26 protein-coding genes are annotated in these 23,375 nt (G+C 65.6%); 14 read left to right on the plus strand and 12 right to left on the minus strand.

Annotated elements, in window-relative coordinates:
- The first annotated feature begins 10 nt into the window (after positions 1-10).
- The 6 genes from ACSFBF_RS20770 to cynS all read left to right on the plus strand — a co-directional run bounded on the left by ACSFBF_RS20770 (position 11) and on the right by cynS (position 5,888).
- The gene (locus tag ACSFBF_RS20770; protein WP_435470251.1) at positions 11-1,189 is read left to right on the plus strand and encodes a sensor histidine kinase; all 1,179 of its coding nucleotides are present in this window, start codon (positions 11-13) and stop codon (positions 1,187-1,189) included.
- Positions 1,190-1,496: 307 nt separating this feature from the next.
- The gene (locus ACSFBF_RS20775; protein ID WP_354337353.1) at positions 1,497-2,165 is read left to right on the plus strand and encodes a response regulator transcription factor; all 669 of its coding nucleotides are present in this window, start codon (positions 1,497-1,499) and stop codon (positions 2,163-2,165) included.
- A 208-nt stretch (positions 2,166-2,373) separates the two neighbouring features.
- Complete coding sequence (locus ACSFBF_RS20780) at positions 2,374-3,657, plus strand: CmpA/NrtA family ABC transporter substrate-binding protein (protein ID WP_435471237.1); 1,284 nt, start codon at positions 2,374-2,376, stop codon at positions 3,655-3,657.
- A 3-nt stretch (positions 3,658-3,660) separates the two neighbouring features.
- Positions 3,661-4,530 carry a nitrate ABC transporter permease gene (gene ntrB / locus ACSFBF_RS20785; protein WP_435470253.1) on the plus strand — a complete coding sequence of 290 codons (870 nt, stop codon included), beginning with the start codon at positions 3,661-3,663 and terminating at the stop codon, positions 4,528-4,530.
- Between the two features lie 31 nt (positions 4,531-4,561).
- Complete coding sequence (locus ACSFBF_RS20790; protein ID WP_435470255.1) at positions 4,562-5,404, plus strand: ABC transporter ATP-binding protein; 843 nt, start codon at positions 4,562-4,564, stop codon at positions 5,402-5,404.
- A gap of 40 nt (positions 5,405-5,444) precedes the next feature.
- Positions 5,445-5,888, plus strand: coding sequence for a cyanase (cynS, locus tag ACSFBF_RS20795; RefSeq protein WP_047784436.1), 444 nt, complete (start codon positions 5,445-5,447; stop codon positions 5,886-5,888).
- Position 5,889: 1 nt separating this feature from the next.
- On the opposite strand, the gene ACSFBF_RS20800 is transcribed toward cynS, so the two are convergent.
- On the minus strand, positions 5,890-6,648 hold the full coding sequence (locus ACSFBF_RS20800) for an SDR family oxidoreductase (protein WP_435470257.1): 759 nt from the start codon (positions 6,646-6,648) through the stop codon (positions 5,890-5,892).
- 162 nt (positions 6,649-6,810) lie between these two features.
- Positions 6,811-7,170, minus strand: a complete 360-nt coding sequence (locus ACSFBF_RS20805) for an Atu4866 domain-containing protein (RefSeq protein WP_435470259.1) — start codon at positions 7,168-7,170, stop codon at positions 6,811-6,813.
- Positions 7,171-7,447: 277 nt separating this feature from the next.
- Here ACSFBF_RS20805 and ACSFBF_RS20810 point away from each other — a divergent pair, with 277 nt between their 5' ends.
- From ACSFBF_RS20810 to ACSFBF_RS20830, 5 genes are all read left to right on the plus strand, one after another.
- Positions 7,448-8,230: a hypothetical protein gene (locus ACSFBF_RS20810; protein ID WP_435470261.1), complete on the plus strand. Its 783-nt coding sequence runs from the start codon at positions 7,448-7,450 to the stop codon at positions 8,228-8,230.
- 121 nt (positions 8,231-8,351) lie between these two features.
- Positions 8,352-8,888 carry a nucleoside 2-deoxyribosyltransferase gene (locus ACSFBF_RS20815; protein WP_435470263.1) on the plus strand — a complete coding sequence of 179 codons (537 nt, stop codon included), beginning with the start codon at positions 8,352-8,354 and terminating at the stop codon, positions 8,886-8,888.
- A gap of 415 nt (positions 8,889-9,303) precedes the next feature.
- On the plus strand, positions 9,304-9,456 hold the full coding sequence (locus ACSFBF_RS20820; RefSeq protein ID WP_435470265.1) for a carboxymuconolactone decarboxylase family protein: 153 nt from the start codon (positions 9,304-9,306) through the stop codon (positions 9,454-9,456).
- Positions 9,453-10,274: a Vgb family protein gene (locus tag ACSFBF_RS20825; protein WP_435470267.1), complete on the plus strand. Its 822-nt coding sequence runs from the start codon at positions 9,453-9,455 to the stop codon at positions 10,272-10,274. Before ACSFBF_RS20820 ends, ACSFBF_RS20825 begins: the two co-directional genes overlap by 4 nt.
- A 74-nt stretch (positions 10,275-10,348) precedes the next feature.
- Complete coding sequence (locus tag ACSFBF_RS20830; RefSeq protein ID WP_435470269.1) at positions 10,349-11,227, plus strand: alpha/beta fold hydrolase; 879 nt, start codon at positions 10,349-10,351, stop codon at positions 11,225-11,227.
- A gap of 17 nt (positions 11,228-11,244) precedes the next feature.
- Here ACSFBF_RS20830 and ACSFBF_RS20835 read toward each other — a convergent pair whose 3' ends face one another.
- The 4 genes from ACSFBF_RS20835 to ACSFBF_RS20850 all read right to left on the minus strand — a co-directional run bounded on the left by ACSFBF_RS20835 (position 11,245) and on the right by ACSFBF_RS20850 (position 15,075).
- On the minus strand, positions 11,245-11,514 hold the full coding sequence (locus tag ACSFBF_RS20835; RefSeq protein ID WP_435470271.1) for a hypothetical protein: 270 nt from the start codon (positions 11,512-11,514) through the stop codon (positions 11,245-11,247).
- A gap of 81 nt (positions 11,515-11,595) precedes the next feature.
- The gene (locus ACSFBF_RS20840; RefSeq protein WP_435470273.1) at positions 11,596-11,943 is read right to left on the minus strand and encodes a DUF1161 domain-containing protein; all 348 of its coding nucleotides are present in this window, start codon (positions 11,941-11,943) and stop codon (positions 11,596-11,598) included.
- A gap of 23 nt (positions 11,944-11,966) precedes the next feature.
- Positions 11,967-14,204: an NADP-dependent isocitrate dehydrogenase gene (locus ACSFBF_RS20845; RefSeq protein WP_435470275.1), complete on the minus strand. Its 2,238-nt coding sequence runs from the start codon at positions 14,202-14,204 to the stop codon at positions 11,967-11,969.
- Positions 14,205-14,439: 235 nt separating this feature from the next.
- On the minus strand, positions 14,440-15,075 hold the full coding sequence (locus tag ACSFBF_RS20850) for an ABC transporter ATP-binding protein (protein WP_435470277.1): 636 nt from the start codon (positions 15,073-15,075) through the stop codon (positions 14,440-14,442).
- A gap of 65 nt (positions 15,076-15,140) precedes the next feature.
- Here ACSFBF_RS20850 and ACSFBF_RS20855 point away from each other — a divergent pair, with 65 nt between their 5' ends.
- Positions 15,141-15,908, plus strand: a complete 768-nt coding sequence (locus tag ACSFBF_RS20855) for a hypothetical protein (protein WP_435470279.1) — start codon at positions 15,141-15,143, stop codon at positions 15,906-15,908.
- A gap of 10 nt (positions 15,909-15,918) precedes the next feature.
- Here ACSFBF_RS20855 and ACSFBF_RS20860 read toward each other — a convergent pair whose 3' ends face one another.
- A complete protein-coding gene (locus ACSFBF_RS20860) occupies positions 15,919-17,229 on the minus strand; it encodes a CynX/NimT family MFS transporter (RefSeq protein WP_435470281.1) in 1,311 nt (436 codons plus the stop codon).
- 2 nt (positions 17,230-17,231) lie between these two features.
- The gene (locus ACSFBF_RS20865) at positions 17,232-17,912 is read right to left on the minus strand and encodes a FadR/GntR family transcriptional regulator (protein WP_435470283.1); all 681 of its coding nucleotides are present in this window, start codon (positions 17,910-17,912) and stop codon (positions 17,232-17,234) included.
- Between the two features lie 302 nt (positions 17,913-18,214).
- Here ACSFBF_RS20865 and ACSFBF_RS20870 point away from each other — a divergent pair, with 302 nt between their 5' ends.
- Positions 18,215-19,108: a LysR family transcriptional regulator gene (locus tag ACSFBF_RS20870; RefSeq protein WP_435470285.1), complete on the plus strand. Its 894-nt coding sequence runs from the start codon at positions 18,215-18,217 to the stop codon at positions 19,106-19,108.
- 28 nt (positions 19,109-19,136) lie between these two features.
- Here ACSFBF_RS20870 and pbpC read toward each other — a convergent pair whose 3' ends face one another.
- Positions 19,137-21,401: a penicillin-binding protein 1C gene (gene pbpC / locus ACSFBF_RS20875; RefSeq protein WP_435470287.1), complete on the minus strand. Its 2,265-nt coding sequence runs from the start codon at positions 21,399-21,401 to the stop codon at positions 19,137-19,139.
- A 266-nt stretch (positions 21,402-21,667) separates the two neighbouring features.
- On the opposite strand from pbpC, the gene ACSFBF_RS20880 reads away from it, so the two are divergent.
- Positions 21,668-21,874, plus strand: a complete 207-nt coding sequence (locus ACSFBF_RS20880) for a thrombospondin type 3 repeat-containing protein (protein ID WP_435470289.1) — start codon at positions 21,668-21,670, stop codon at positions 21,872-21,874.
- Between the two features lie 73 nt (positions 21,875-21,947).
- Here the strand turns inward: ACSFBF_RS20880 and ACSFBF_RS20885 are convergent, their stop codons facing one another.
- The 3 genes from ACSFBF_RS20885 to ACSFBF_RS20895 all read right to left on the minus strand — a co-directional run bounded on the left by ACSFBF_RS20885 (position 21,948) and on the right by ACSFBF_RS20895 (position 23,374).
- Positions 21,948-22,574, minus strand: coding sequence for a LysE family translocator (locus tag ACSFBF_RS20885; RefSeq protein ID WP_093050364.1), 627 nt, complete (start codon positions 22,572-22,574; stop codon positions 21,948-21,950).
- A 46-nt stretch (positions 22,575-22,620) separates the two neighbouring features.
- Positions 22,621-23,022, minus strand: a complete 402-nt coding sequence (locus ACSFBF_RS20890; protein ID WP_435470292.1) for a GFA family protein — start codon at positions 23,020-23,022, stop codon at positions 22,621-22,623.
- Positions 23,023-23,092: 70 nt separating this feature from the next.
- A complete protein-coding gene (locus tag ACSFBF_RS20895; RefSeq protein ID WP_435470294.1) occupies positions 23,093-23,374 on the minus strand; it encodes a DUF2277 domain-containing protein in 282 nt (93 codons plus the stop codon).
- Position 23,375 lies beyond the last annotated feature (1 nt).

The raw sequence follows: 23,375 nt of genomic DNA on the forward strand, positions 1-23,375 counted from the left end.
CTTTTGGTGCATGGAGACGCCCGTACTGAATCCCACCGCCAGCCACCCGCTCTGGCAGCACCAGCTTGGCTTGCTGCTGGAGTCGACGGGCGAGGGCATCTTCGGCATCGACCTTGACGGTCATTGCATGTTCATCAACCGGGCCGGCGCGCAGATGCTCGGCCACGAGGTGCGCGACGTGCTCGGCTCGAACATGCATGAGCTCACGCACCACTCGCACCCCGACGGCTCGCACTACGCCGACACCGACTGCCCCATCTTCAACGCCTTTCGCCGCGGCCTGCCGTGCCGCATCGACACGGAGGTGTTCTGGCGCCGCGACGGCAGCGCCTTTGCGGTCGAGTATTCGAGCCACCCCATCATGGACGGCGAGCAGGTGCGCGGTGCCGTCATCACCTTCGTAGACATCACGGAACGCCGCCGCCAGGCCGAGGCCTTGCAGCAGGCCAAGGACGAACTCGGCCTGCGCGTGCAGGAGCGCACCCGCGAACTCAGCGACGCGCTGGTACAACTGCGCGAGCTCTCTGCCTGGCTCGACAAGGTACGAGAAGACGAGCGCACCCGCATCGCGCGCGAGGTGCACGACGAGCTGGGCAGCCTGCTGGTGGCGCTGAAGATGGACGTCAACTGGATCGGCAAGCGCCTGGGCGAACAGCAGGAACGCACTCCCGATGCGGCACAGGCCATGCGCGACCAGATGCGCTGCAAGTGCACGAACATGAGCCAGCTCATCGAGCGGGCGGTAGACAACGTGGGGCGCATCATCACCGACCTGCGCCCCAGCATCCTCGACCATCAGGGCCTCTGGGCCGCACTCGAATGGCAGGCGCACGAGTTCGTGCAGGCGGCGGAGCTGGAACTGGATTGGCGTTTCGACGTGCCGCCCGGCGTGGAGCTGCCGGAGCCTGCAGCCATCGCGGTGTTCCGCATCTTCCAGGAGATGCTGAGCAACGTCGGTCGGCATGCGAAGGCGAGCAGTCTTGATATCCGCATCGGTGTCGAACAAGGGCAGCTGAGCATCAGCGTGCGCGATGACGGAGTTGGTGCGCCAGTGCAGGCCTTCGAGGCCACCACTTCCTATGGTGTGCTCGGCATGCGAGAGCGCGCGCGTCACTTCGGCGGGCGCATCGACATCGAAAGTCGTGTGGGCGAAGGAAGCACCTTCTGCTTGCACCTGCCGCTGCCATGAAGCCTTGTCTTTCGATTTGCAGCGTCGGTTCGGGGCGCGCTCTCGCCGACGGGGTACCTTGCTCCGCGAATGTCCCCCGGCCTGCGGCCTCCTCCTTTATTTCACTGCGCAAGGCACCCCATCGACGTGATCGTTCAGCACAGCGGTTAAACCTCCGGCACAACGGCAGCGCTCATGTGCGAATGGCATCGGGTGCTCCCCGCAGCGAAATAAAGGAGGAGCCGAAGGCGGGGGACATTCGCGGAGGGGAGTACCCGGTGTCATTCGCACGCACCCCGAACAAGAACACAAAACATAGACAAATGAGATGACCGACATCCGCGTACTAATAGCCGACGACCACCGCATCGTGCGCGAGGGCCTGAAGCAAATGCTGGGCGACCTCTCCAACGGCCTCCCCACCATGACCGTGCGCGCCGAGGCCCAGACCGGCCCCGAAGTGCTGGAGACGGTACAGGCGCTCGGCGGTCAGGAAGGCCTAGACGTGGTCCTGCTCGACATCGCGCTCCCGGGCCGTGACGGCCTCGACGTGCTGCAGGCGCTGCGCAAGCAGTGGCCGACGCTCCCGGTGCTGATGCTCAGCACCTACCCCGAGAAACAGTACGCCGTGCGCTGCATCAAGCTAGGCGCCTCGGGCTATCTCAACAAGAGCGCCGACGCCGACGACATGGTCGGTGCGGTGCGCAAGGTAGCGGCCGGCGGGTTGTATGTGTCGGCGGCCACGGCCGAGGCGCTGGCCACCGCCGTGGGCCGTGGCGCCGGGCAGGGCGCCGAGATGCTTTCGCACCGCGAACATCAGGTGTACCGCCTGCTCAGCGCAGGGCACAGCGTGAGCGAAATCGGTGCGCAATTGGGCCTGGCGCCCAACACCGTGAGCACCTACCGCGCACGCATCCTCGAAAAGACCGGCACCAAGAACGATGTGGAACTGGCTCTGTATGCCGAACGCCACGGCAAGCAGGACTCGGCCGGCTGAAAACACGGCCGGCTTGTAGTGCCAGCCCTACAAGGCCTCGACATCGGCGGCACGATCTGAAGCCGCAACGCGCCGGATGGCCGTTGCAGTGCATTTCCGGCCCGGCGCTTGCAACAGCTGCTGCATCTTTCCAACGAGGTGCACCACCATGTCCAGCCCGCGCGAACAGACCGCCTGCGATCCCTACGATGCCGACCGGCCACTGAACATGCGCTGCGCCTGCGGGCGCGTGCACGGCGCGGGTGTGCTGCCTGAAGACAAACTCGAAGCCAGCCTCATGAAGGCGCTGTTCCCCGTCGACAGCGTGCGGCGCGGCTTCCTGCGCGCCGTGGGCGCCAACACCGCGCGCGCCGCCATCGCCTCGGTGTTTCCGCTGGGCGCGCTACAGGCCATGGCGCAGGAGAAAGCGCCGCTGGAGAAGGCCAAGCTCAAGATCGGCTTCATTCCCATTACCTGCGCCACGCCGCTCATCATGGCGCACCCGCTGGGCTTCTATCAGAAGCAGGGCCTCGACGTGGAAGTGGTGAAGACGGCGGGCTGGGCGCTCATCCGCGACAAGATGCTCAACAAGGAATACGACGCCACGCACTTCCTGTCGCCCATGCCGCTGGCCATTTCGATGGGCGCGGGCTCCAACGCCGTGCCCATGAACGTCGCCACCATCCAGAACACCAACGGCCAGGCCATCACCCTGGCCAACAAGCACAAGGACAAGCGCGACCCCAAGACCTGGAAGGGCCTGAAGTTCGCCGTGCCCTTCGAGTACAGCATGCACAACTTCCTGCTGCGCTACTACGTGGCGGAAGCGGGCCTGAACCCCGACACCGACATCCAGATCCGCGTGGTGCCGCCACCCGAGATGGTGGCCAACCTGCGCGCCGGCAACATCGACGGCTACCTCGGCCCCGACCCCTTCAACCAGCGCGCCGTGTTCGAGGAAATCGGATTCATCCACCTGCTCACCAAAGAGCTGTGGAACGGCCACCCGTGCTGCGCCTTCGGCTCTTCGACCGAGTTCATCGAGAAGAACCCCAACACCTTCGCCGCGTTGGTGCGCTCGGTGCTCACCGCATCGGCCATGGCGCGCGACCCGAAGAACCGCGAGCTCATCGCCAAGGTGATCGCGCCCGCGCAGTACCTGAATCAGCCCGAGACCGTGCTCATGCAGGTGCTCACCGGCAAGTTTGCGGACGGGCTGGGCAACATCCGCACCGTGCCCGACCGCGCCGACTTCGACCCCATTCCCTGGCAGTCGATGGCCGTGTGGATGCTCACGCAGATGAAACGCTGGGGCTACGTGAAGGGCGATATCAACTACAAGCAGATCGCAGAAAAGGTCTTCCTGCTCACCGATGCAAAGAAGCGCATGAAAGACTTGGGCCAGGCCGTGCCCGATGGCGCCTATCCCAAGTTCACCATCATGGGCAAGGTGTTCGACCCGGCGAAGCCCGACGACTACGTCAAGAGCTTCGCCATTGCGAAGATGGCCTGAGCCATGCCGAAGAAGGCCCTCTCGCTCAAGGCGGCACTGGTGTCGCTGTTGATGTTCCTGCTGCTGGTCGGCGTGTGGCAGCTGGCGACGGCGCCAGTCGCCGGCACGTCCACCGCTGCGGGCATGACAGCCGAGCAGATCGAATACCAGAAGATGCTCGGCAAGGACCCGACGCAGGGCCAGGTGAAGAGTTCGGGCTTTCCCACGCCGGCCGAGATGGGCGCCACCGCGTGGAAGCACCTGTCGAACCCGTTCTACGACAACGGGCCCAACGACAAGGGCATTGCCATCCAGCTGGCCTATTCGCTGGCGCGCGTGGGCCTGGGCTTTGCGCTGGCGTGCCTCGTTGCGGTGCCGCTGGGCTTCGTCATCGGCATGTCGCCGCTGCTGCACAAGGCCTTCGATCCGTTCATCCAGGTGCTCAAGCCGATCTCGCCGCTGGCGTGGATGCCGCTGGCGCTCTACACCATCAAAGACTCGTCGGTCAGCGGCATCTTCGTGATCTTCATCTGCTCGGTGTGGCCGATGTTGCTGAACACCGCCTTCGGCGTGGCATCGGTCAAGCGCGAGTGGCTCAACGTGGCCAGCACGCTCGAGGTGAAGCCGCTACGCCGCGCGTTCCGCGTGATCTTGCCGGCGGCGGCGCCGACCATCCTCACTGGCATGCGCATCAGCATGAGCATTGCGTGGCTGGTCATCGTGGCGGCCGAGATGCTGGTGGGCGGCACGGGCATCGGCTACTTCGTGTGGAACGAGTGGAACAACCTGTCGCTCACCAACGTGATCTTCGCGATTTTGCTGATCGGCGTCGTGGGCATGCTGCTCGACCAGGCCTTCGCGGGCCTGCAGCGGAAGGTGACCTATGTGGAGTGAGCGCACCGATCTTCCGACCCAAGGCGAAGTCATGACCGAAACCGTTGCACTCACCGCCATCGCCGAGGCGCCGGGCGCCCGCGGCTTCCTGCGCATCGAAGGGCTTGCCAAGGCCTTCGTGCCAACACGGCCCGTGTTCGCGGACGTGTCGTTCACGCTAGACCGTGGCGAGTTCGTCTGCATCATCGGCCACTCGGGCTGCGGCAAGACCACCATCCTCAACGTGCTGGCGGGCCTCGACCAGGCCAGCGCGGGCCACGTCTTCATGGACGGGCGCGAGGTGGCGGGCCCCAGCCTGGAGCGGGGCGTGGTGTTCCAGAGCCATGCACTCATGCCGTGGCTCACCGTGCGCAAGAACATTGCCTTTGCCGTGGTCTCGCGCTGGCCTGAGTGGTCGACCGCGCAGGTCGATGCGCAGGTGGAGCGCTTCGTGGCCATGGTCGGCTTGCAGGCGGCCATCGACAAGAAGCCATCGCAACTCTCGGGCGGCATGAAGCAGCGCGTGGGCATTGCGCGTGCCTTTGCCATCCAGCCCAAGATGCTGCTGCTAGACGAGCCCTTCGGCGCGCTCGATGCGCTCACGCGCGGCACCATTCAAGACGAGCTGATGGCCATCGTGCGGCAGACGCAGCAGACCGTCTTCATGATCACGCACGACGTGGACGAGGCCATCCTGCTGGCCGACCGCATCCTGCTGATGACCAATGGCGCCGACCTGCCGCAAGGCGGCTATCGTGCGGGGAACATCGTCGAGACGGTGGTCAACCCACTGCCGCGCGAACGCACGCGCGCCTCGCTTCATCATCTCGACGGCTACTACGCGCTGCGTAACCACATCGTCGACTTTCTCGTCACGCGCGCGAAGGCGTCGTGACCCTTCCGCTTTTCTTCAATCCAATCAGGAGCAAACCCGCATGAACCGCAACGACGTCACCGAGAAGATCATCACCGTCAAGGTGAGCAAGGGCATCCAGTGGGCTGACGTGGCCAAGAAGGTCGGTCTCTCCAAAGAGTGGACCACCGCCGCCTGCCTCGGCCAGATGACGCTCGACGACAAGCAGGCCAAGGTCATCGGCAAGATCTTCGGCCTCACGGTCGAGGAGCAGAAGTGGCTGCAGGTGGTGCCCTACAAGGGCTCGCTGCCCACGCCCGTGCCGACCGATCCGCTCATCTACCGCTGGTACGAGGTGGTGAGCGTGTACGGCACCACCATCAAGGAACTGATCCATGAAGAATTCGGCGACGGCATCATGAGCGCCATCGACTTCAGCATGGACATTCAGCGCCAAGCCGACCCGAAGGGCGACCGTGTCAACGTGGTGCTGTCGGGCAAGTTCCTGCCGTACAAGACCTATTGAATTACTGAACGTACACGGAGGGATGCGGCTTCTGCCTGCTGGGCGGCCGCATCGTGCCGGCCGTGATGCCGTAGCCTTCGATGGCCCCGGCAATCGATCGGGCCACCGCATCCACCGGCACTGCAAGGCGCCGGTTCGTGCGCATGCGTTCGCGGGCATAGCTGGCCGCGATGCGTTCGGCCAGCGGATCGCTCGGGCCGTGCACGTCGGGGCTCACCACGGTCACGTGCAGGCGGCCGGCATGCTCCTGCCGCAGCCCTTCGGAGATCGCGTTCACCGCGAACTGCGTGCCGTGGTACACGGCCGAGCAGGGCGACACGCCCTGCATCGCCACAGGCGCCACGTTCACGATGTGGCCCCAGCCCTGCTCCTGCATCGTCGGCAGCACGGCCGCGATGCCGAGCAGCACGCCGCGCAGGTTCACGTCGATCATGAGTTCCCACTCCTCGATCTTGCGGTTCCACAGCGGCGACATAGGCATCACGCCCGCGGCGTTGACCAGCACGTCGATCTGCTCGTGCGTCTCGAGGGCGAATTCGGCAAAGGCTTCCACGTCGGGCCGGTGCGTCACGTCGAGCCGCTGGAAGCTCGCCGTGCCGCCCGTGGCCTCGATCTCGGCCACGAGTGCCGCGAGCCTGTCGGTGCGGCGCGCACCGAGCACCACCTTGGCGCCGCGCCGCGCAAGCAGCCGCGCGGTCGCTTCGCCGATGCCGCTGCTCGCGCCGGTGATGAGAACGACTTTTTCATTGATTGCGGTCATGGAGAACTCCTCGTGCTGGTCTGGTTGCCGTGGGGCTCACACAGAAAAGAGCGTGAGCCGGGCATGGAAAGAAGTTTCGCTTCCGAGGTGCCTGAGGTGGTATCCGAATCGAACGTGGTTTTTGCCTGATCCTGCAAAACGAGAGTCCGACCCGGTTGCCGCTCAGCGCGGCGTAGTGCTTTTGCTTTCGCGGTAGAGCACCATGCCCGCGTGGTACAGCACGCCGTCGCGGAACTCGCCGTCGGCCGTGAAGCCGGTGTCGTCGACGTAGTCGATGTGGTTGCCTGTGAGCGTGTAGCGGCCCTGGTAGGCGCTTTGGCGGGTGCCGCGGGCTTCGTCGTAGCGGCCGTTTGGTAGCAGTTCGTGGCGGATATGACCGTCTTGTGTCACCCACATGCCCACGTAGCGGTTCGGGTCTTCGAGCAGCCGGGGGCGTTGCGACTGGGCATGCGACGGCCCGGAGGCCATGGCGAGGGACAGCGAGAGCGCGGTGATTGCGCCGCTTCGGATAGATGTGGTCATGGTGTGCGCCTTTCGTTGGTGAGACGATTGTTGGAAAGGGCACGGGCAAGTGGTATCCGGTTCGTGTCGAGTTCTTGCCTATTTGTAGAGGAAGTACTGAACGCACTGAGACAAACTCACTTGCATCGGAGTCGGGCTTCATGTCTCAATCCCACATCGTCCCTCAGCATTTAGGCCTGCGATGCTGCCGGCAGGTTTCAGGACGCGACGCTCTAATGGGTCTTTCCGTCAACGGTCTTCTGATTTCAAGCGCTAGGCAATTTATCTCGAGTCTTCGATGAATCAAGTTCGCATTCCACTGCATTGCCGTCCAAGAAAAACTCATGATGGGGACGCAGCCTTCGCAATCGAAAAATCACTAGTCGCTTCCAATGACGAAAGGGCCTTGGCTCTCAACTTCATCTGTAAGCGTCAGTTGTTTGGTCACTGCTATAGGGAACTGCTTCCAGACTACTTCGATGCTATGAGCGTTGACAGCGGCGTTTTCATCGCGCCTTTTGTCCCTTCGGCTGCGGTACTACCGAGGATGAATTTCCCCGGCGATATTGACTTGTTGATCATTCCCTATGACGGTGACGAACTGGTTCTTTCAATGACGCTTGCTGTCGAACTGAAGGTGATTCGTGCAACATTCACAAAACAAGGCAAGTCTCCAAATGAGTTCGGCTTTTCTCAGGGGGCAGCTCTCTTGGCCCACGGTTTCCCGTACGCGGCGGTGGGCCACCTGATCGTCTCGGATATGAGCCCTGAAAGTCATTGGCGTCAGATGCTCAAGGTAATCGTCTTGGATCCCGACAGTGGAAGAGTCTCAACTCCGGAGGACATATTGGTCGACATGATGCCTTCGGATCTCCTCACGAGGAGCCATGGCCGGATGCTCGCCAACTGCAGTGAACAACGGCTGGGTACCTTTACCGCATATTTGTCTGGCAATGGCACATGGATGCCAGAAGGACGGCGAGCAAGCGCAAACGCAGCGGCAGACCCTGCTACCTTGGAAGGAGTAAGGCGCTACTACGAACTGAACTACAACCAGTTTCTGGACACACCTAGGCGATAGTGAATCCGAAGTGAACGTCTACAAAGCTACTAACTACAGAGTCAGAGGGTAGTGCTCTGAGGTGCTTTGCATTGGGTGCACCTATATTGAGTAGATCCTCAAAATCGAAGATGCTCTTTCAATGAACAAGCCCCCCGAAGCTCCGACGCGTCCCCGCATCTATCTCGCGGGACCCGATGTCTTCCGCCCGAATGCAAGAGACCATTTCGTGCGGCTCGCGGCGGCTTGTGACGCGTTGAATCTCGCGGCGCTGCTGCCGGCCGATGGCAACGAGGAGCAAACTCCCGACGCACCAGAAAAGCAGATTTACCAAGCCAACATGCAGCGCCTGCGCAGCGCAGACGGCGTCGTCGCCAACCTCCAGTGCTTCAGAGGCATGGAGCCCGATTCCGGCACGGTGTTCGAGGTTGGCGCGGCGATCGCGCTGGGGATTCCGGTGGTGGCCTACGGCGTGCCCGAGGGCAGCTATGCAGACCGCGCGCGTGTGGCTTTGCGGTGCGAGGTCGACGCAAACAAGGTGCTGCGCGAAAGCGGCACCGGCATCGCGGTCGAAGACTTCGGCCAGCCGCTGAACCTGATGCTGGCCTGCTCGATCCGCATCGAGCCGACGCCGGAAGCGGCGCTGAAGAAGATGGCTGAGCTGCTGACTGCCCGATGACGGTGTAGCGCTGTTCCGAGCAAGGCATCCGTAACGTCTGCCGCCTCGACCAACCAGAGAGCCGGTTTCGCGATTTCGCTGCCCGCTCTTGACTTAGAGCGCGCTCCAACTTTTAGCATCGTTTCCATGGCATCCCATCCAACCATTGCCGAGGTCACGCAGCGAACTGGTCCGGGTACGCACACGCTGCCCTGCTGCGAGCGGACGGGCCCGATAGCGCCGGTGACGAGGGCCCCTGGTGGTCAGCGTCGTTGTGCGGTCTCGGACATGGACTGGATCGGATTCCTGCCGCGCTTGCGTGGGAACTGCATGCCCATAGGGCAGATGCAGGCCTTCGCCGAGCTTCGCGGTGAGGGGAAGGCAACGATCGAGGCTTCCCTTCAGACCGCATCCACGCCAACTGAAAGGAAACCCCGTGCCAAACATTCATCTCCCATCGGACCGCTGCCGCAAAGGGCTCGCGAAGCTGCGCGGGATTGCCGTCACCGCCGCGCTCAACGTGGGCTTCACGCGTGAGGAAATCGTTGAGGTCATCATGCAGACGCAAGCCGAAGGAGTACCTGCATGAAGCGCCGCATGTTGCTCGGTGGTCCTGCCGTTCTATGTGCAACCGCCGCCTTGACGATCGCCCGCGCTCAGTTGGCAAGTCCGGCGGCTTGGAGGCTGGAGTCGCAGCCGATTCACGATGGCTTGAGTTCGCCGGTGGGCACAGGTTATGACCGCGCGGGCCAACTGTACGTGGCGAACTGGTCGGCTGGTACGGTGCTGCGCTTCTCGCCGTCGGGCGAGCGCAGTACCTTGGCCAGTGGGCTCAGCGGCCCCTCAGGCCTGGCAATCTCTCGGGCTGGAGACATCTTCGTCGCGTCGTACAACGAGGATCTGGTGTGGCGATTTACCCCTGAAGGCAAGAAGGCGGTCTTCGTGCGTGGGCTTGCGACTCCGGCCGGTCTGTCCTTCGACGCACGTGGACGCCTGCTGATCGCCAATCGGCGTACGAACCAGATCTTGGCTGCAAGCCCGGAGGGACGCATCGAGGTCGCCGCCGAGGGCTTGCAAACACCGGTGGGTGCGGTTGAACTGCCCAGCGGCGATCTGATGGTCAGCAACATCGCCGGGGGCATCTCGCTCGTGCGCTCGGATCGCCAGGCCCGCACGGTGAACGCCGACCTGCGTAGCCCCGGCCCCGGCATCGTGCGTGCGGCCGACGATGCGGTATATGTGGTGGACTACGGTGGTAGTACCGTTAGCCGAATCGACACCCAAGGGCGCCGCAGCATCGTGGCCGACGGGCTGTCCAGCCCGGTGGGACTGACGCAGGCGCCCGACGGGCACCTGATGGTTGCGACGTGGGGCGCCAATGCGGTGTTCAGGGTTCGCCGATCCTGACGAGCAGGAAAGCCCTGATGCCGGGCGCAATCGGCACGTCCTAGGATGGCACTCCCTTTTCACCGGAGCACCGCATGCCGACCACCGAGACGCACTTCGAACTGACCGCCAACGACGGCGTCACGGTGGAGGTCCATCGCTGGCAGGGCGCGACGCAGCGGGCCGTCATTCAGCTGGCGCACGGCATGGGCGAGCATTCGCTGCGCTATCGGCATCTGGCGGATGCGCTGGTGCAGGCCGGCTACGTGGTCTATGCGAACGAGCATCGCGGTCATGGCAAGGGTGCTTCGGCGCGCGGCGAGCTGGGCGAGTTCGGACCGCGCGCGTTCGCCGGGCTGGTGGACGACATGGCGCTGCTGAGCCACCACGTGCGCGGGGTGCATCCCGGCCTGCCGCTGATTCTTGTGGGCCACAGCATGGGCTCGTTCGCCACGCAGTACTACCTCGTCAAGCACAGCGCTCTGCTGGCGGGTGCGGTGCTCTCGGGCACTTCGGCGCTCGACCTGCTGGGTGCTGCGCTGCAGTCCGGCTTCAAGCTGGAAGACATGAACGCGGCGTTGCCCGAGGTTCGCACGCCTTTCGACTGGCTCAGCCGCGATCCGGCGCAGGTCGATGCCTACATTGCCGATCCGCTGTGCGGCTTCACGGTGTCGGCCGAGGGGCTGGGTTCGATGTTCGCGAATCTTGCCGACCTGACGCCCGCTGCGATGCAGAAGCACATTCGGCCCGAGCTGCCGCTTTATCTGTTCATTGGTGATGAGGACCCGGTCAGCAACAAGGCTGAGTGGTTCTATCCGCTGGTGCAGCGCTACCGCGAGGCGGGGCTGCGCGACGTGTCGTGCCACGTGTTCGGCGGCGCGCGTCATGAAACGCTGAACGAAGTCAATCGCGATGAAGTCGAGGCGGTGCTGCTCGCGTGGATCGCGCGGGTGGTGAATCGCGGCAGGGACTGAGCGCGGCGCTCTTCTGCCTACTCGCCGGATTCGCGCTTCGTTCGCTCGGCGCCGGCAGCCTGCTCGTCGAGCGACTGCCGGTACCTGATGCAGCCGCGCATGAACTGCGGCCACTCGGGAACCGCGATGGCCGGCGCAAGCTTTTCGGGCAACAGGTCCCAGAGGGCGGGGTGGTGCCAGCACAGGTCGTGTCCGCTCGAGTCCCGGTGCTCGCGGATGGCCGTGCGCAGCTTCTTCGTTTCCGCGATCAACTGCTCGCGCGAAAGGGTTTCAAGGTCTTCGTCCATGCGGCGGACATTACGAGCGGTCCGCGCGATGGCGCGTCGGACGATGCGCCAGGAAGTGGAAAGCCGTCGGCGGACGGGCGGCTACTTCCTGCAGTCGCCGCCGACGGACACGGTGCCGTCCTTGCACTCGGTGAGCATCGGTTCACCCGATGTGGGGGCAGGCGTGGCGGCCGGAGCCGAGCCCGGTCCGGTGCCTGCGTCCTTCAGATAAACGACTTTCCTCGTGCCGAGCTCGCAGCTGCCCACCACCTGGCCGTTCGCCGATGCGTTGGCATCGACGACGGTGACGGTGAACCGCGCCACGCCGGCTGCGGCGATCTTCGTTTCGATGCGGGTGCGCAGGGCTTCGCAGTCTTCGGCGCCATGCGCAGTGCCCGCCGCGCCGGCCAGGGCCAGCGCGGCGGGAAGCATTGCGAGCCAAGGCTTCATGGCTGCCACCCGCTCGATGCCCATCAGCCCTGGGCCGATGCCAGTGTCGCGTTGAGCGTGGCGCTCGGGCGCATCACGGCTTCGAACTTGGCGGGGTCCGCCAGGTAGTAGCCGCCGATGTCCACCGGCTTGCCCTGCACGGCCGAGAGTTCGTCGACGATCTTCTGCTCGTTGCTGGCGAGCGTGCCGGCCAGCTTCACGAACTGGGCCTGCAGCTCCTTGTCGTCCGTTTGCGCGGCGAGTTCCTGTGCCCAGTACATGGCCAGGTAGAACTGGCTGCCGCGGTTGTCGAGCTGGCCGGTCTTGGGCGACGGGTTCTTGTTGTTGTCGAGCAGCTTGCCGGTGGCGGTGTCGAGCGTCCTGGCCAGGATGGCGGCTTTCTTGTTGCCGGTCTTCAGGCCCAGGTCTTCCAGGCTCACGGCCAGCGCGAGGAATTCGCCCAGCGAGTCCCAGCGCAGGTGGTTTTCTTCCACCAGCTGCTGCACGTGCTTGGGGGCCGAGCCGCCCGCGCCGGTCTCGTACAGGCCGCCGCCGGCCATCAGCGGCACGATCGACAGCATCTTGGCCGAGGTGCCCAGTTCCATGATGGGGAACAGGTCGGTCAGGTAGTCGCGCAGGATGTTGCCGGTGGCGCTGATGGTGTCCAGGCCGCGCACGACGCGCTCCAGCGTGTAGCGCATGGCGCGCACCTGGCTCATGATCTGGATGTCCAGGCCCGAGGTGTTGTGCTCGTGCAGGTACATCTTGACCTTGGTGATCAGCTGCGCCTCGTGCGGGCGGTAGGCGTCCAGCCAGAACACCACCGGCATGCCCGAGTTGCGCGCACGGGTAACGGCCAGCTTGACCCAGTCGCGGATCGCGGCATCCTTGACCTGGCACATGCGCCAGATGTCGCCTTGCTCCACGTTCTCGCTCATCAGCACTTCGCCGCTGTCCAGGTCGGTGATGTTGGCGACGCCGTCCTCCGGGATCTCGAAGGTCTTGTCGTGCGAGCCGTACTCCTCGGCCTTCTGGGCCATGAGGCCCACGTTGGGCACCGTGCCCATGGTCTTGGGGTCGAAGGCGCCGTGCCACTTGCAGAAGTTGATGATCTCCTGGTAGATGCGGGCGAAGGTCGATTCGGGCATCACGGCCTTGACGTCCTTCAGGCGGCCGTCGGCGCCCCACATCTTGCCGCCGTTGCGGATCATCGCGGGCATGGAGGCGTCGACGATGACGTCGTTGGGCGAATGGAAGTTGGTGATGCCCTTGGCCGAGTCGACCATGGCCAGCTCGGGGCGGTTCTCGTGGCAGGCGTGCAGGTCGCGCTTGATCTCGTCCTGAGTGCTCTGGGGCAGCGCGGCGATCTTGGTGTAGAGGTCGACCATGCCGTTGTTGACGTTGATGCCCAGCTCGTCGAACAGCTTGCCGTGCTTCTCGAAGGCTTCCTTGTAGAAGATCTTCACGCAGTGGCCGAACACGATGGGGTGCGAGACCTTCATCATGGTCGCCTTGACGTGCAGCGAGAACATGACGCCGGTCTTGTGCGCGTCCTCGATTTCCTGTTCATAGAAGGCCAGCAGTGCCTTCTTGCTCATGAACATGGAATCGATGACCTCGCGGTCCAGCAGCGCGACCTTGGGCTTGAGCACGATGGTCTTGCCGCTGTTGGTGATCAGCTCCATCTTGACGTTGCGCGCGCGGTCCAGCGTCATGGACTTTTCGCCGTGATAGAAGTCGCCGCCGTGCATGTGCGAGACGTGCGAACGCGAGGCCTGGCTCCAGTCGGCCATGCTGTGCGGGTTCTTGCGTGCGTATTCCTTCACGGCCTTGGGTGCGCGGCGGTCGGAGTTGCCTTCGCGCAGCACGGGGTTCACCGCGCTGCCGGTGCACTTGTTGTAGCGCGCGCGGATGTCCTTGTCCTCGTCCGAGGTCGGGTTCTCGGGGTAGTCGGGGATCTTGTAGCCCTTGCCCTGCAGTTCCTTGATCGCCGACTTCAGCTGCGACACCGAGGCGCTGATGTTGGGCAGCTTGATGATGTTGGCCTCGGGCTTGAGCGTGAGCTTGCCCAGTTCGGCCAGGTTGTCCGGCACTTTCTGGTCGTCGCTCAGCAGCTCGGGGAACTCGCCCAGGATGCGGGCCGCCACCGAGATGTCACTGGTGGCGACGTTGATGCCGGCCGGGTTGGTGAAGGCGCGGATGATGGGCAGAAACGCGTAGGTCGCCAGCAGGGGCGCCTCGTCGGTGAGGGTGTAGACGATGGTGGGTTGCTTCGAGCTCATGCGCTTGCTTCCGTAGATCCTGGGTTGTCGGGTTGGCTGGAACTTCCGGCGGAGGTGTTTTCGCCGGAATCCCCGATTGTCGCCCGGCTGGAGCCAGGTTCGGCCGGATGGGGCCTGATGTCCCCCTTTGGCGGGCGTTTTAAGGCTTCAGCATTTCCCGCGCCAGGTCGACGAAGGCGCGCAGCTTGGGCGCCTGCCGACGATCAGTGCAAGGCGGCGGTGGCATCGGGAGGCCTCAGCCCAGCGGCAGCTCGATAGTGGCCGCGAGCGGCACGGTGTCGACGCGCGCCGCGCTGGCCACGATGACCGCCTGCCCCGACTGCGCCGCAAAGCCGGTGAGCGTGGCCCACAGGCAACGGGTCGACGGTGCATCGAGCCCGGCCGTCGGCTCGTCGAGCAGGATGAGCGGGCGGCCCGATGCAAGCCCGGCCGCCATCCACACCTTGCGCCTCGAACCGGTCGACAGCATGAACATCTTCTTGTCCAGATGCGGGGCTAGCGCGAAGCCATCGGCGATGGCCTGCCACTTCGCTTCGCTGAAGCCCGCGTCGCCCTCGACGAGCAAAGCCGTGCATTCGCGCGCGGTGAGCTGGTCGAAGCGGTCGGTCACCGGATCGACGAAGAACACGTGGCGGCGATACGCCTCTGGCGCGGCATCGAGGCTCACCCCCGCCACCGTCAGCCGCCCGCTGGCGGATAGCATGCCCGCGATCACCTGGAGCAGCGCCGACTTGCCGGTGCCCGTGTCGCCATAGAGCAGCGTGACCCCCGGGCCGATGGATGCGTTCCAGTTCGACACCAGCGCAGGCTGGTCGGGATAGGCAAAGCGCAGCGCGTCGATCCGGAGGAGGGGAGGAGAAGCAAGATTCATGGTCGGAGCCGACTTTAGCAAGCGACCCGCGCGCAATGCCCGGGCCGTGGCTACCATTCGGCTCCATGAAAAAGCTGTTGCCGCTGCTGCTCGCCCTGCCGTTCGCCGCCCCCGTGTTCGCCGCGCCGTCCGCGCAGGTGTTCGATGCCGTGAAGAAGCCCGAGTCGCTCGATGCGCAATGGCGCGCGAACCTCTGCGCCCTGCTGCCGAAGCCTTGCGACGTGCAGGAGCTCGGCCTGTACCGCCCGCGCGGCGCTTCGCCCAATGACTACGTGGTGCTCTCTGGCGAGCCGTTGGTCATGGCGCGCATCAAGCGAGGCGCCGACGCGAAGAGCTGGCAGCTCGATCGCCTCCATGACTTCTCGGACTACGCGCAGGCCCTGAAGAAGGACGCCGACCGGCCCGACACGCGCCTGTCGCTTGCGCCCGCGCTCTATCCGCTGGCCGAAGGCAAGTGGGCCGTGGCCGTGCTGCAGACCGTGTTCGAGGGGTATTCCGGCGGTGGAGCGTCGTTCGACACCGCTGATTTCGTCCCGCTCGAAGGCGGCAAGGCCGTGAACGAAGGCATTCCGTTCTCGTGCTTCAAGATGATCCGCGCCTGCTTCAGCGAGAAGGAATACAAGACCTCGAAGCACTGCCACGACGAAAGCAACGGCAGCCTGCGCATCGCCTACGGCGAGGCCGCGAAGCCGGGTGCGCCGTATGAGTGGCAATACACCTGGCTGCAGAGCGAGTGGCCGCAGAACGAGCCGAAGAGCTTCGCGAGCACCACGCGCATCCGCTTCACCGCGAAGACCACCGAGCGCGCGGATTTCTGCGGCGGGCCGCAGTAAGCAGGCCTGCTCAGTGCCGGGGCACGGTCGTCGTGCCCACATGCATCGTGCGGCCCGCGCCCAGCCCTGCGACGACGAGCGCGATGCCCAGCCCGATGAAGAGCCACGACGAGGCGCGAAAGCTCCCCGTCCAGCCGTGCAGCAGCCCGGCCACCAGCGGCCCGAAGGCCGCCACCATGTAACCCACGCCCTGTGCCATGCCTGACAGGTGCGCGGCCACGTGCGAGTCGGGCGAGCGCAGCACGATCATCGTGAGCGCCAGCGCGAAGGTGCCGCCCTGCGCGATGCCCAGCAGCACGGCCCAGGCCCATACCCCGATCGGCCCACCGAGCGGCGCGAACAGCATCGCCAGCATGGCCCCCACCGTGAGCATCGCCAGCACCACGGCCAGCCCGCGCTGGTTGCGCAGCTTCACCGCCAGCGCCGGCACCACGAGGCAAGTGACCACCTGTGTCATGACCGACAGCGACACCACGTAGCCGGCCGTTTCGCTGCCGAGCCCGCGCTCGCGCAATATCGGTGCGAGCCAGCCCATCACGATGTAGGCAAGGGCAGATTGCAGCCCCATGAAGAAGGTGACCTGCCAGGCCAGCCTGTCGCGCCACAGGCCGCGCACGGTAAAGCCCGATTCGCTCGCCACCGGCTTCAGCGGCAGCGCCTGCGGCGCCCAGATCAGCGTGACCAGCGCGGCCGGCAGCGCCCACATCGCGAGCGCCATGGTCCAGCCGCCGCCCAGCGCATGCTCGACGGGCACCGTGAGGCCGGCGGCGCTGGCCGCGCCGCCGCACACGGCCATGGTGTAAAGGCCCATCATCAGCGCCGCCTGCTTCGCGAAGTCGCGCTTCACCAGGCCCGAGAGCAGCACGTTCGACACCGCGATGCCGCTGCCCGCGATGGCCGAGGCCAGGAACAGCAGCGGAATGTTGCCGGTGCCGCGCAGCACCGTGCCGACCAGGATCAGCACCATGCACGCGAGCAGCGTGCGCTCGGTGCCGAAGCGTCGACCCAGGCCGGGCGCGAGCGGCGCGAACACGCCCAGGCAGACGATCGGCAGCGTGGTCAGCAGGCTCGCGGCGGTGGACGAGAGCCCGGTGGCCTTGATGATTTCCGGCAGCACCACCGAGAGGCTGGCGAACACCGGGCGCAGGTTGAAGGCGATCAGCACCACGCTGGCGCCGAGCAGGATGCGGCGGGTGAGGGTGGGCGCGGGAGTGGGGCGTGGCACGGGCAGGCTGTCGGCTTCGGCGTCGATCAGCAGGTCGTCGCTCTGGTGGCGCGCCGTGGCGGCGCCGTTGCTTCGCGCGAGAGTGGCTGAATTCATCATCACGCGCCCAGCGTCAGCGCGTTGATCATCGGCGCCATGAAGGTGCGTACCGCGGCAGCGGCCACGTCGGGGTCGCGGCTGGCAATGCCCTCGATGATGGCGCGGTGCGCGGCCTCGTCGGGCTCGGGCAGGCTGCTGCTGCCCAGCGAGCTCGCGATGGTTTCCTTGATGTAGCCCGTGATGAAGCGACAGGTTTCGGCCAGCGCGAGATTGCCCGACACGTCGACGATGGCGAGGTGAAAGGCGAGGTCGCGTTCGATGAAGCCCGCGCCGTTGTCGCTGGGGTCGAACGCGCCGCGCTTGTCGAGCAGGGTGTGCAGGCGGCGCAGGTCGCGCGCTGTGTGGCGCACGGCTGCGAGCCGCGCGGCCTCCACTTCGAGCGCACGGCGCACTTCGAACTGGTCGCGCAGGCTGGCCAGGCGCATCTTCTGCAGGCTGGACGACGGGTCGAAACCCGAGCGAACGTAAGTGCCCGAGCCCTGGCGCACTTCGAGCAGCCCGCGCGACACCAGCGTCTTGACCGCCTCGCGCACTGTGCCGCGGCTCACGCCCAGCAGTTGCGCGAGTTGCGGCTCGATGGGAATGCGGGAGCCGACGGCCCAGCGGCCGGCGGAGATTTCGGCGCGGATGCTGTTGGCGGCGGTGTCCGCCAGAGAGGTGCGGGGGGCTTGGGCAAGCATCAGGTAGGCCTGGTCATTCAATGATTGGACGAATTTTGCCGCGAAATAAAGCCCGGACTGTACATCCGGTGACTGGCCGGGTGGCGTCTTTTACGAATCGGCGCAAGCTTGTTCGAAGGAACCGCGCAAGTCGGATTCACAGATTTGCCTGAATAAAGTGAACTTGTTCCGGCATTGAGGAGACGTCTTCGCAAGAACTACCCGTCGTTCTCATCCTGTCTGAAAATGAAACTAAAGGTTGCTTGTGAATCTGTAGGTTGCCTTCCCGGGAGAGCAAGAAGGAACGGATCCGTCGAGGCGAAATGAAGGACTTTTCTTTGTCGGACGTACGGCTTTTCACGAAGGCCGCTCAGTTGGGGGGACTCACTCCGGCCGCCGAAGCGCTGAACGTGCCCAAGGCCTCCGCGTCGCGTCAGCTCCAGAGGCTGGAAGCCACGGTCGGGCACCTGCTGCTGCATCGCGGCGCCGCCCGGTTCGCGTTGACCGAGGAGGGGCGCGAATTCCTGGTGGCGGCCCAGCATGTGCTGACCATCCTCGACGACGTCATGCTCAACCTGTCGTCGGGCGGCGGCGCAGCAACGGGGCGGCTGCGCATCGCCGTGCCGCACTACTACGGCCGCGAGTTGCTGATGAGTCACCTGCCCGCCTTCATGGCCGCCAACCCGCGGCTCGAAGTGACGGTCGAAACCGGCAAGGACCGCGCGGACCTGTTCCGCAATGAGGCCGACGTGGCCATCCGGTGCGGGCGCGAGGACTGCGACGAACTGGTGGCCCGCCACTTGAAGCAGGAGCCGATGATGCTGTGCGCTGCGCCGGCCTACCTCGCGCGCTTTCCTGCGGTGGAGAGCCTGCCGGACCTCGCCTCGCATTGCTTTCTGACCACCGACGCCGAGGGGCGCAAGCGCGAAATCAGCCTCGCAGCCGTCGAGAAGACGCACCGGCTGCGCGTGGAAAGCGTGTTCCAGTCGGACGACCCGGAAATGATCCTGCAACTGGCGCTGTCGGCCCGGGGCATTGCACTGCTGCCGGTGTCGCTGGCCGGGCCGCACATCGAAGGTGGAATGCTGGCGCCGGTGCTGCCGTCGCTGGCGCTCAAGCCGCAGGACATCCACCTGGTCTACCTGCCCGCCCGCCGCAACGCTCCGAAGATCAAGGCCTTCGTCGACTACTTGCTGGACGTCTTCAGGTCGCTTTGAAGTTCCGAGTCCTGGGGCTTCGGGGTCTTCACCGGCGCGCGCTCTTCGTCACCACGCCCGCGCCGCGCACTTCGAGCCGGCGCTGGTCGACCACCTTGCCGCTGGCGTCCACCAGCTCGATCACATGGCGGCCCGGCCAGGGAAACCACTGCACGCTGTTGCCGCGCGCAAGGGGCTTGCCGTCGACGCGCCACTGAACGCCGCGGCCTTCCGAGTCGAAGCGCACGCGCTGGCGCAGGGGCGGAATGTCGGGGTCGAGCGCGATGATGGTGCCGTCGGTCGGCGCGGTGATGCGCGCCGAGACGGTGTCGGCTGCCATGCCGGTGTCGAGCGCGAACAGCGGCTGTTCGGTGCCCTGCAAGAACCATTCGCTGCGCGCCGCCTCGAGCGGGTTGCCGTCGGCGCCGGGGCCGAAGCTCACGCGCGCCTCGACGAGGCCTGACGGCGGCGCGGGCGCGCGGCTCGGCTCGCGCGCGTGCAGGAAGCGCATCACCTCGGCCCACACCGGCGCGGCGCCGCTGGTGCCGCTCACGTCCCACATCGATTCGCCGCTGGCGTTGCCGACCCACACGCCCACCGTGTAGCGCTGCGACCAGCCCACCGCCCAGTTGTCGCGCATGTCCTTGCTGGTGCCGGTCTTCACGGCCGTCCAGAAGCGGGTGGAGAGGATGCTGTCGAGGCCGAAGGTGCGCGTGCGCGCGTTCGGGTCGGAGAGGATGTCGCCGACGATGAAGGCGGCGCGCGGGTCGAGCAGCGGCGGGGCGGTTGCCTTCGTCTTGTCCGCAGGCGCAAGCGCTGGTTGTGGCCGCGCCGTCAGCGTCGTCGTGCCGTAGCGCCCGCCGTTGGCCAGCATGCGGTAGGCGTTGGTGAGCGACAGCAGCGACACCTCGGCGCTGCCGAGCGCGAGGCTGTAGCCGTAGTAGTCGCCGCTCTCGCGCAGCGGCAGGCCGGCGGCGCGCAGCTCGCGCGCGAAGGCCTCGGGCGACACCATCACCAGCGTGCGCACGGCCGGCACGTTGAGCGAGGCGGCCAGCGCGGTGCGCGCCGACACCGGGCCCTTGAACCGGCGGTCGTAGTTCTGCGGAATGTAGAGGCCGCTGGCGGTGCTGATCTGCGCCGACGAGTCTTCGATCAGCGAGGCCGCGGTGATGCGCCGCTCGGCAATCGCCTGCCCATAGAGCAGCGGCTTGAGCGTGGAGCCCGGCTGGCGCAATGCGGTGACGCCATCGACCTCGGCCGCCTGGCTCAATGGACCGGAGGAGCCGACCCAGGCGAGCACTTCGCCCGTTGCGTTGTCGAGCACGACGAGCGCGCCGTCTTCCACATGGCGCTCGCGCAGTTCGCGCAGGTGGCGTTGCAGGGAGTCGAGCGCAAAGCGCTGCAGCGGTGCGCGCAGCGTCGTTCGCACGCCGACTTCCTTGTCTTTCTCCTTCCCTCTCTGGGGGAGGGCCGGGGTGGGGGCTGCCCCCGCATTCGCGTCCCTCAACTCCCGCAGCACACGCCGCGCCGCATGCGGCGCAATTCCTTCGTTTGCCTCGAAGGCCTTGCGCTGCACCGCCGCGCTGGTGAACATGTCGAGCGCCTCGCAGTCGGTCTTCTGCTGCGGCTCCATCGCGCGCAGCACTTCGCAGGCGCGCTGCGCCACCACGGCGGGCTTGGCATTCGGCGCACGCACCAGCGCCGACGCGACGGCTGCTTCGCGCGCATCGAGCCCGCTCGGCGCCTTGCCGAACAGCGTGCGCGAGAGCGCGTCGATGCCCACGATCTCGCCGCGGAACGGCACGGTGTTGAGATATGCCTCGAGGATCTGGTCCTTGCGCCAATTGCGTTCCAGCTGCGCGGCAGCCACCGTCTGCCCGATCTTCTGCGTGAAGCTGCGCCCGCCCGAGTTGCGGCGCAGGTCTTCGTCGAGCAGGCCCGACAGCTGCATCGTGATGGTCGAGGCGCCGCGCGTGCGCGTGTTCCACAAGTTGCCCCAGGCAGCGGACGAGACCGCACGCCAGTCGATGCCGCTGTGCTCGTAGAAGCGCTTGTCCTCGCTCAGCACCATGGCCGTGCGCAGCGCGGGCGACACATCGGCCAGCGCGGTCCACTGGCCGCGCCGCACGGTGGGATCGGTGCGCACGCGCTGCAGCAGCTCGCCGTTGCGGTCGAGCACCGCGGTGTCGGACGAGCGGAAATCGCGCTTCACCTCTTCGAAGCTGACCAGGGCCCAGGCAGGGTGCGCGCAGGCCGCTGCCAGCAGGGCAGCGGCGAGGGTCTTGCGGGCGGGAATGAAGGGCGCGAGCTGCATCGAAAAGATTCGTGTCCGAAAGGCGGAAGGCCACGACATTCTCGGCGATGCACCACGGGAACCGCGCCTACTCCCGGACGGGCGGGCCGCCGCCTTGCCGGAGCTAGAACTCCGGCCCAGAGTTCACTGCAGGTTCCACATCCGGTAACGAACTTCACGCGAGGGCCTCAATCGAGAAACCCAACGCGTACCGGCGTGGCCTTCAATGCAGTACCGGCTCGCAGGAGGCGAACCCCGGTTTCACAAACACTCCAAGGAGAACTCACATGACGAAGACATTGGCGATCCTGCTGGCCGCATCGGCCATCCTGGCCGGCTGTGTGGTCGCACCCTACGGTGGTCCGCCGCCGCGTGGCCAGCACTACGGCGACCGTGATCGCGACGGCGTGCCGAACCGCTATGACAGGGACCGTGACAACGACGGCGTTCCCAACCGTTACGACCGCAATCCGAACAATCCGTACCGCAACTGATCTGATGATCGACATAAAAAAGGCCGCGAAGCATGGCGCTTCGCGGCCTTTTTCATGGGGCTGCGCGGGTCGGCTACACCGGCCGGCGAGCCATCAGAGCCCAGATGCCCGCAGCGCTCAGCAGCGAGCCACCCGCGAAGTTGAAGCGTCGCTGCGCGCGCGGTGACGACAGCAGCTTGCGCGCCGATCCTGCGAACACCGCATAGAGCGTGGCATTGGTCGCTGCCAGCACGACGAAAGTGACGGCCAGCACCCAGAGCTGGCGTGTCACGTCGGCCGCCGGGCTGATGAACTGCGGCAGGAAGGCCACGAAGAACACGATGCCCTTCGGGTTCAGCGCGGTCACCAGGTAGGTGTTGGCGAACAGCCGCAGCCGCGAGGCGGGCGCGGCCGGCGCGGCGACTTCGGTGGACGAGATGCCCGCGCGCAGCAGCTTGATGCCGAGGTACAGCAGGTACAGCCCGCCCACGCACTTGACCACCGTGAACCAGAAGGCCGATGTGGCCAGCAGAGCGCCCAGCCCCAGCAGCGACACCACTAGCGCCGTCGAGTCGCCGAGCGCCACGGCCGCCACCAGCGGCACGTTGGCGCGGCGGCCGTGGGACATGGAATAGCTGATCACCGTGAGGATGGTCGGCCCCGGAATGATCAGCATGACGGCGGAGGCCGCGACGAAGGCGAGCCAGAGTTCGATGGGCATGTGTATATCTTCAGATGGTGGTTTTTGCGGGAAACGATTCTCTTCGTCAGATTCCGATGGCCGTGCGCGCGACGTGCCAGGTGCCGCGGTGTCCGTCCACGTAGCTGATCGGCGAGTTGGCGAGGTCGTCGAGGTCCACGTCGTCCAGGCAGGTCACGTTCACGCCATAGGCGCTCGCGCCGGTCTCGGGCGAATGGCCCACGCCGAAGGAGCGCACGCTGCAATGCCTGCAGACGATGTAGTGGCTGTTGCGGGTGTCGAGCATCTGCTCGCTGAGTTCGGATTCGCCTTCGATCAGCCGGAAGGCATCGGTCGCGACGATGGCGGGCCAGAAGCGGGTCTTGGTGCAGATCGAGCAGTTGCAACGCAGGGTGCCCAGGCTCAGGTCGATGTTGGCCTCGAATCGCACGGCGCCGCAGTGGCAGCCGCCGGTATAAGTCTTTTTCATACGCTCGGAATTCGCATGGTGGTGCTGGAGAGCACCATATCAAAGGCGATGCTGCGGTGCTGGCGGCAGGTTATCCGGCAGGGCTGCTGCCGAAGCGCACGGCGGCGCGGGCCTTGGCGCGTTCAGCCTCGATGGCCCGATCGCGCGGCTCGGCCGTGGTGACCAGCGAGTCGATCAGCCGAGCCGCGGTGGCGGCCACTTCATCGATCGCGCGTTCGAAGGCTTCTTCGTTCGCCCTGGACGGCACGCTGAAGCCGCTGAGCTTGCGCACGAACTGCAGCGCGGCGGCGCGGATCTCCTGCTCGGTGGCGGGCGGCTCGAAGTTGTAGAGGGTCTTGATGCTGCGGCACATG

The sequence above is a fragment of the Variovorax nivicola genome (assembly GCF_051216475.1).
Classification (GTDB): domain Bacteria; phylum Pseudomonadota; class Gammaproteobacteria; order Burkholderiales; family Burkholderiaceae_C; genus Variovorax.